Annotated in this window: 4 protein-coding genes and 1 pseudogene; all 5 read left to right on the top strand. The window is 62.0% G+C overall.

Features of this window, described 5'->3' with window-relative positions; genetic code table 11:
- Nucleotides 1-154 (top strand): annotated as a pseudogene (locus tag HNO88_RS22560) (IS110 family transposase); the annotation flags it as partial.
- A gap of 222 nt (nucleotides 155-376) precedes the next feature.
- A complete protein-coding gene (locus HNO88_RS21340) occupies nucleotides 377-664 on the top strand; it encodes a hypothetical protein (RefSeq protein WP_184250731.1) in 288 nt (95 codons plus the stop codon).
- Between the two features lie 10 nt (nucleotides 665-674).
- Entirely contained in the window at nucleotides 675-4103 is a 3429-nt protein-coding gene (locus HNO88_RS21335) for an efflux RND transporter permease subunit (RefSeq protein ID WP_184250728.1), read from the top strand.
- A gap of 788 nt (nucleotides 4104-4891) precedes the next feature.
- Complete coding sequence (locus tag HNO88_RS21330) at nucleotides 4892-6205, top strand: MFS transporter (protein WP_184250725.1); 1314 nt, start codon at nucleotides 4892-4894, stop codon at nucleotides 6203-6205.
- A 327-nt stretch (nucleotides 6206-6532) separates the two neighbouring features.
- A complete protein-coding gene (locus HNO88_RS23140) occupies nucleotides 6533-6823 on the top strand; it encodes a transposase (protein ID WP_376768801.1) in 291 nt (96 codons plus the stop codon).
- The last annotated feature ends 600 nt before the right edge of the window (nucleotides 6824-7423 follow it).

Below are 7423 nucleotides of genomic sequence, written 5' to 3'. Positions count from 1 at the left end.
GCTCGTCGTCGCCCGCTTCAATCCCGATCTTAAAGCCAAATATCAGCAGCTGGTGACCGCCGGAAAGCCTGCCAAAATCGCGATCACCGCGGTCATGCGGAAGCTCGTCATCACCGCGAACGCTCTGCTCAAAGCCAACCGGCTCTGGCAGTAATCTCCTGCTTGATCATCACGAATACTCTAGCAGAGCGCATGGTGCCGCTCCGCGAGCATGGCGGTGTCCCCCGGCTGAAGGCGGTGACTTCCCGTTTGCCACTGCGAAGCACTGGGTATATGGCTGGCGAGGAGGGAAGATGCCGATGCCGGCGGTACGAAACCGCCTTTTTTTAAACGCTTGAGGCGTCGGGGCCCCACCCGGCCCGCGTAGGTGGCAGGAATGAACGATGAGGTCGAGATTAGCGCGGCGACCGGCATGAATGCGCATCGCAATTCGGGCACGATGGAGTGGATCGAATTCCACGGCGTCGGCGATCAAGACGCGCGCTCAGGCAGGCAGGTGTGGTTGATATTACCATGCGCGACGTTGCAAATGCCCGATTCAAGGTTGCCCACACGCCGTCGCACGGAACGCGCGCGCAACAATGGCTGCAACATCGTCATGCTCGAAGGAGGCTTGTTCCTCACTCGAGCGGTCAAGCCGCGCCAGGTCGAGCAGGGCGGCTGAGCCATAAGCCATGGGCCTTCAGAACCTCTCGGCATGGTCGATCCGTAATCCGATCATCCCGATCGTCTTCTTCATCGGGCTGGTGATCGCCGGACTTGTCTCGTTCAGTCGCATGGACGTTAACAACATGCCCGACGTCGAGTTTCCTGGCGTCATCGTCCAAATCTCGCAACCCGGCGCTGCGCCGCGCGAGATCGAGACGCAGATCACGCAGATCGTAGAGGGCTCGGTCCGCTCGATCCCCGGTATTGAGGAGATCCAGTCGACGGCGTCGGAGGGCAGCTCGGAGACGATCGTGTTCTTCAATGTCGGCACCAATGCCGATGTGGCGACCAACCAGGTGAAGAACGCGGTCGACCAGATTCGTTCGGAACTACCGGATGGCATCATCGAGCCGCAAGTTCAGAAGATCGAGGCGGGTGGGGGCGGCTCGATCGGCTACTTCGCGGTCAGTGCCGACGATATGACGATGGAGCAGCTCAGCTGGTTCATCGACGACACCGTCGCCAAGAGCCTGCTGTCCGTCCCCGGCCTCGCCAAGGTGGATCGCAACGGCGGTGTCGACCGCGAGATCCGCGTGGTCATGGACCCCGATCGCATGCAGTCGCTTGGCGTCACCGCGCGCGACGTCAACAACGTGCTGCGCGCGGTCAATACCGATGCCGCCGGCGGCAAGGCCGAGATCGCCGGATCGCGCCAGTCGGTGCGCGTGCTGGGCAACGCGGACGATGCCTATGCCCTGTCGCAGACGCAGATCAACCTGGGCAATGGCCGTTCGGTCAAGCTGGCCGATATCGCCCATGTCTACGACGGCTATTCCGAGCAGACCCGCATCGCCAAGCTCCATGGTCGTGAGGTGGTGACCTTCGGCTTCGAGCGCGCGCTCGGGGCCTCGGAAGTCACCGTCTACGACGAAGCGATGAAGAAGCTGGACCAGATCAAGAAGGACAATCCCAACGTCCACTTCACCCAGCTGTTCACCACCGTCGACTACACCCGCGATCAGTACACCAGCTCGATGGAGGCACTGGTCGAGGGCGCGGTGCTGGCGATCGTCATCGTCTACCTGTTCCTGCGCGATTGGCGGGCGACGGCGATCTCGGCGCTGGCGATCCCCTTGTCGGCGATCCCGACCTTCTGGTTCATGGACCTGCTCGGCTTCACGCTGAACTTCCTGTCGCTGCTGGCGCTGAGCCTCGTTGCCGGCGTGTTGGTCGACGACGCGATCGTCGAGATCGAGAACATCGTGCGCCACATGCGCATGGGCAAATCGGCCTACCAGGCATCGATCGACGCCGCGGACGAGATCGGGCTGGCGGTGGTCGCCACCACCTTCTCGATTGTCGCGGTGTTCCTGCCGGTGGGCCTGATGCCAGGCATTCCTGGACAGTTCTTCAAGGCGTTCGGCCTCACCGTGGTCGCCGCGGTGCTGATGAGCCTGGCCGTCGCACGCATCATCACGCCGATGGTGGCGGCCTATTTCCTGAAGGCGCATGGCCATGCCGAGCACGGCGGCGGACGCGCCATGGACGTCTACTTGCGCGTGCTGACCTGGACGCTGGACACGCGCGAGGCGCGGCGGCTGCGCGCGCTGGTGCAGCGTGCGCCTTCGCAAGGCTGGTTCTATCCACTGGGGCTGGTGCTGCTTGTCGTAATCTTGGGCCTTGGCATCGGGCTTGCGCTGCTGACGTTCAAGGCGGTCGACGCGGGCCTGCGCGCAATCGGCTTCGACCGCACTGCCTTCATCCTTTCCGCCGTCGTCGCACCGGTGGCAGTGCCCTTCGTGGTGATCGTCGGCGGCAAGCTGTTCCGCGCGCTGTTCGGATCGCTGGGCAGCTTCGGTCGCTGGTACCGCTACTTGTCGGACCGCATCGCGGCGCGGATGCGCGACCATCGCTTCTTCGCGTTCTGTGCGGGTGTCTACGCGCTGGTGGTGACCTTCGCGCTGCTCGCCGGTGCGCCGCAGCAATTCCAGCCGAACACCAACTCTGACACCAGCCGCGTCAACATCGAGATGGTGCCCGGCACCACGATCCAGCAGACGTCCGCCGTGGCGGGCCGGGTCACTCGCCTGATCGAGGCGCAGCCGGAAGTCGCTCTGGTGATGGAGGCCGCGCGTGAGGGGAATGGCACGCTCTACATCGCACTCAAGCCGGCGAAGGAACGCGACGGCACCAGCATCGACTTCGAACGTCGGCTCGCGCCGCAGCTCCAGCAGATCCCCGATGCGCGCGTGACTTTCGCGACGCAGTCGGGCGGCTTCGGCTCGGGCCGCGACATTTCGGTCATGCTGGCCGGCAGCGATCCGGTAAAGCTGCAGGCCGCAGCGCAGACGCTGGTCGAGCAAATGCGCGGCGTCGACGGTGTGGTCGCCCCACGCATCGCGGCCGACCTCAAGCGTCCCGAACTCGTCGTCGTGCCCCGGCTCGACCTTGCGGCGCAGCTGGGCGTCACCACCGCCTCGCTCAGCCAGACGATCCGCATCGCTACCCTGGGCGAAATCGACCAGAACGCGGCCAAGTTCTCGCTCACCGACCGCCAGGTGCCGATCCGCGTGATCCTGCCGGCGAACTCGCGGCGCGACCTCTCGACGATCGAGAACCTGCCGGTTCCCACCGCCAGCGGCGGCTCGGTGCCGTTGAAGCGCGTCGCCGAGATCAAGTTCGGTGCGGGGCCCACCCAGATCCAGCGTTACAACCAGTCGCGGCGCATCTTCGTGGGTGCCGATCTCGGACCCGGCAAGGTCAAGGGCCCGGTCATGGAGGCGATCGCCAAGCTGCCGATCATGCAAAACCTGCCCGGCGGCATTTCAAACGAACCGGTCGGCGAGGACGCGTGGCAGGGCGAGATGATCAACAGCTTCATCGTCGCCGTGGTCAGCGGCATCTTCCTGGTCTTCGCGGTGCTGGTGCTGCTCTACAAGCGGTTCGTCTCGCCGCTAGTGAACATGGCCTCGCTGCTGCTGGCGCCCCTCGGTGGCCTACTGGCGCTGACCATCGTCGGCCAGCCGGTGTCGATGCCGGTCTACATCGGCATCTTAATGCTGCTGGGTATCGTCGCCAAGAACTCGATCCTGCTGATAGATTTCGCGCTGGAGGAGATGGAGGCGGGTGTCGAGAAGGTCGAGGCGATCATCGACGCGGGCCGCAAGCGCGCGCAGCCGATCGTCATGACCACCGTGGCGATGACGGCGGGCATGATCCCGACCGCGTTCTCGCTCTCGGGTGACGGCGCGTTCCGCCAGCCGATGGGCTTGACTGTCATCGGCGGCCTATTGCTCTCGACCCTGCTGACGCTGGTGATCGTGCCCGCGGCATTCAGCCTGGCGGACGGATTCGAGAAGCGCATCGGCCCCAAGCTGCGGCGGACCTTCCTGACGTACGACCCAACTCATTCCCACCGGCCGCACGGCACCGAAGAGACCCTTTCGGCCAAATAGGCATTGTGCAGCAGATGATCGGACGAAGCCCGACGGAGAGGACAGTTTTGGGAAGACACCCCCTCCCCCGGCCTCACACAGGCGGGACGGCGCTTGCTCGGAGGCTGACGCTTGCCTCAAGATAACAGGCCCTCAACTGCTCTGGACTCCGCGACCGGGGAGGTGATCTCGCTAATGCTTGCGTTTCCGGTACCCCGTTGAAGATCGTCGATAAACCCGTGTGCGTGCCTTGAGCGGACGTCCCACCTGGGCGCGATGTTACGCCATCGCGTTTACCGGAGCGACGATGGTGGGCGGCTTAGCGGCCTGGTCCGGCACGACGCTGTTTCCTCAGGCTGGCTCGACCTACCGATCCGGCGCACCGAAATGATGGCCACCAACAAGGACCGCATTGCCGACACTACAGCGGTGTTCCTGCAACACTCTGCTGACGCTGCAGATCGTCGCTCACTGAGCTCTATCCTCGCCTCACCGCGACTTCAGGCACGTTCCTTACCCACAAAGACCGCAGCGGGCATTCTCGTCTGCCGCTGCAACGGCCCAGCTAGCAGGCTTGCTCCTGTGCTGCATCGGAGGACGGGCAGATTGAAGCACTCAACTACGTGCCTGATAAGCCAAATAGCACTTGCGTCCTTGCGGTCCTCAACAGATGGGCAACTGGATGGCGGCGTTCGGCCGCCAGGTGAGTTAGTCAAACCGCTCACTATAAACAATTTTCGGCCTTTCCTTGGCGCAGGCACTGCTGCTTGCCCGTCGCTGGGCAAGCTTGCAAATTTAATGGGGCAACTATGCGGCCATTCAACTTAGTTCTTGGGAACAGTCTTATCCAGAACGCAACCAACTTTACGGTTTGGTTCGCCCTCCTGTTCTGGGCGTTTCTTGAGACGCGCTCGGTTTTCGTGACAGGTGTCGTTGGAGGCATCTACATGGTGCTTACAGCCGGTTCCGCACTTTGGTTCGGTAGTCTGGTGGATGACTTCGGCAAGAAGCGCGTCATGCTTGCTTCCAGCGCCGCCTCGCTGATCCTCTACGTGATCGCATATGGCGCCCGATTGACGCTGCCTGAAGCTCGGATGGGGGCCATAGCAGACTGGCCACTCTGGGTGTTCATCCTGCTCGTGATGGCCGCCGTCATTGGGGGCAACCTACGCATGATCGCCCTGCCGACGCTAGTGACCGCACTCATCTCCGAACCCGAGCGAGCTAGAGCCAATGGTCTGGTTGGTATAGTAAATGGAGCGGGCCTCGTAGTGACTTCGGCGATTAGCGGCTTTCTAGTCACGTGGGGTGGCATGCAAACGACCTTGTTGGTCGCAATAGCTTTGACGGCACTTGCGATCGTTCATCTATCGATCGTGCGCTTTGAAGAGCCTGCGCCCGCAGGCCAAGTCGGTCGCAAACGCAGGCCGGTCGATCTCGGTGGGACAATTGCGATCATCAGGGGGGTGCCGCGCCTATTTTCACTCATCATCTTCTCTTCATTTAACAACCTTCTTGGAGGCGTGTTCATGGCGCTGCTCGATGCTTACGGACTGTCCCTTATGACAGCGCAGGAATGGGGACTGCTGTGGGCGCTGGCATCCTCCGGATTTGTTATCAGCGGCATTTTGATCTCGCGCATCGGACTCGGTAGAAATCCCCTGCGAACGCTGTTGATTGTGAATGTAATCATCTGGTCGGTTGCCTCGGTCTTCACACTCCAGTCATCAGTAATTGCACTTGGCATAGGCTGCTTTGTCTATCTGGCCTTGTACCCGATCGTGGAAGCCGCCGAGCAGACTGCGCTCCAAAAGCTCGTGCCCTACGAGTGCCAAGGACGAGTAATGGGGTTCGCTCAATCGGCGGAGCAGGCTGCCGCTCCGCTGACTTCGTTCATTGTAGGTCCGCTAACCCAATTCGTGGTCATTCCATTCATGTCCAAGGGTGCCGGCGCACGAGCGATTGGGAGTTGGTACGGCACCGGTCCAGAGCGCGGAATGGCAGTGATGTTCACCATTTCGGGCGTTCTAGGTGTTGTCACCGCACTGCTCGCGCTGAAGTCGCGCTCGTACAGAGAGCTATCAGCCGCATACCACGAGGGAACTCGCCCAAGCCGTGGCTGATCACTCTGCTGGCAGTGCTCGGCGTGATACTTTTCGATCGATTGCGATGCTTTAGCGGTGGGACCAACTCTCAACTGCTCAACCCACCTCAGAGTCTCCCCGGAAGCCCCAAAGCTGACTTGGACACCCCCCTTCACCTTTGGTTTGATACGATCTGACGTGGTTCACTCGACCCTTGAGAGCGGGGTGCCCGATGAATCTTTCAGGGGTGTTTGCTCCTTGTGATCACCTGAAGCGGTTGTCAGAGACGGGCAACCCGCTAGCGACACTGCGCCGGGTCTTCGACTTCGAAGCGTTCCGCCCCCGTGCTGAAAGTGGTATAGCTTAATCCAAGGTGCGAAGGGCGGCGGGCCACCGTACGATGCGGCGACTGTGTTCATCGTGCTGATTTTCGCAGCGCAGATCAACGCCGGCGACGAGCGCATGGAGTTTCTCATCCGGTGCCGGCCTAGCTGGCTCCGCTTCCTGGTCTTCGGTCTAAGCGATCGCACGCTTGGTGAGAACACGATCCGCCTGTTTCGTGAGCGGCTCACGCGTTCGGGCACGATTGAGAGAGCGCGCAAGCGGGACGCAAGGCGCGCGAGATCTGGAAGGACACCAATGCGAGCTGGACGGTGATGATCGGCAGGTCTCGCGACCCTACTGCCGAGCGCTCAGAGCCAGAGCTGGCGATCGCAGTGTTTGAATACAAGACGCATGTCGCCGTCGATCGTACCGTTAGCGTCAACCACAGCTGGGCTGTGCTCAGCCCGGCTCGATACGACAGCGTGGTGCGCGAGATCGTCAGCACCCACAACGCCGCCTCGTTTGGGCCTCCCCGCCTAACGCTCGAAGATCAACAAGGCTTGGCTGCGAGACCGGCGACTTGCGAGCCCGCTCCATCGCAAAAAGCAGCCGCGCCGGCCGATGCCCGCCCAGATCCGCGGGGGCAACGTAACTAAAACGCGCGCGCTTCGCCGTCGAGCACGTCTTTGCCAAACAGACGGATCGCATGGGCTTGTTCATCCGCACCAAGGCAGCGAACGAGTTAAGGCAAAGATCGGGCTCGTCACCATGACTTACAACATGCGCCGCCTGATTTTTCCACGAACGACGACTCGCGACGGGATAGTTGCGCTCCCGTGTGTCAACGCCGACTGGATAATCCCCAAAAGTGCCGATCGAAAATTCCCCACTTTGCGGTTCGGGGATCAGCCGAGGCGGTGATCGATGGGGCGC

Origin of the sequence: Novosphingobium chloroacetimidivorans, from assembly GCF_014204535.1 — a bacterium.
Lineage (GTDB): Bacteria > Pseudomonadota > Alphaproteobacteria > Sphingomonadales > Sphingomonadaceae > Novosphingobium > Novosphingobium chloroacetimidivorans.
This window is presented reverse-complemented; position numbering and strand designations above follow the sequence as displayed.

Coding starts and splice junctions, on each gene's coding strand:
- HNO88_RS21330 (WP_184250725.1), top strand. CDS start 4,892: ATGCGGCCATTCAACTTAGTTCTTGGGAACAGTCTTATCCAGAACGCA.
- HNO88_RS21335 (WP_184250728.1), top strand. CDS start 675: ATGGGCCTTCAGAACCTCTCGGCATGGTCGATCCGTAATCCGATCATC.
- HNO88_RS21340 (WP_184250731.1), top strand. CDS start 377: ATGAACGATGAGGTCGAGATTAGCGCGGCGACCGGCATGAATGCGCAT.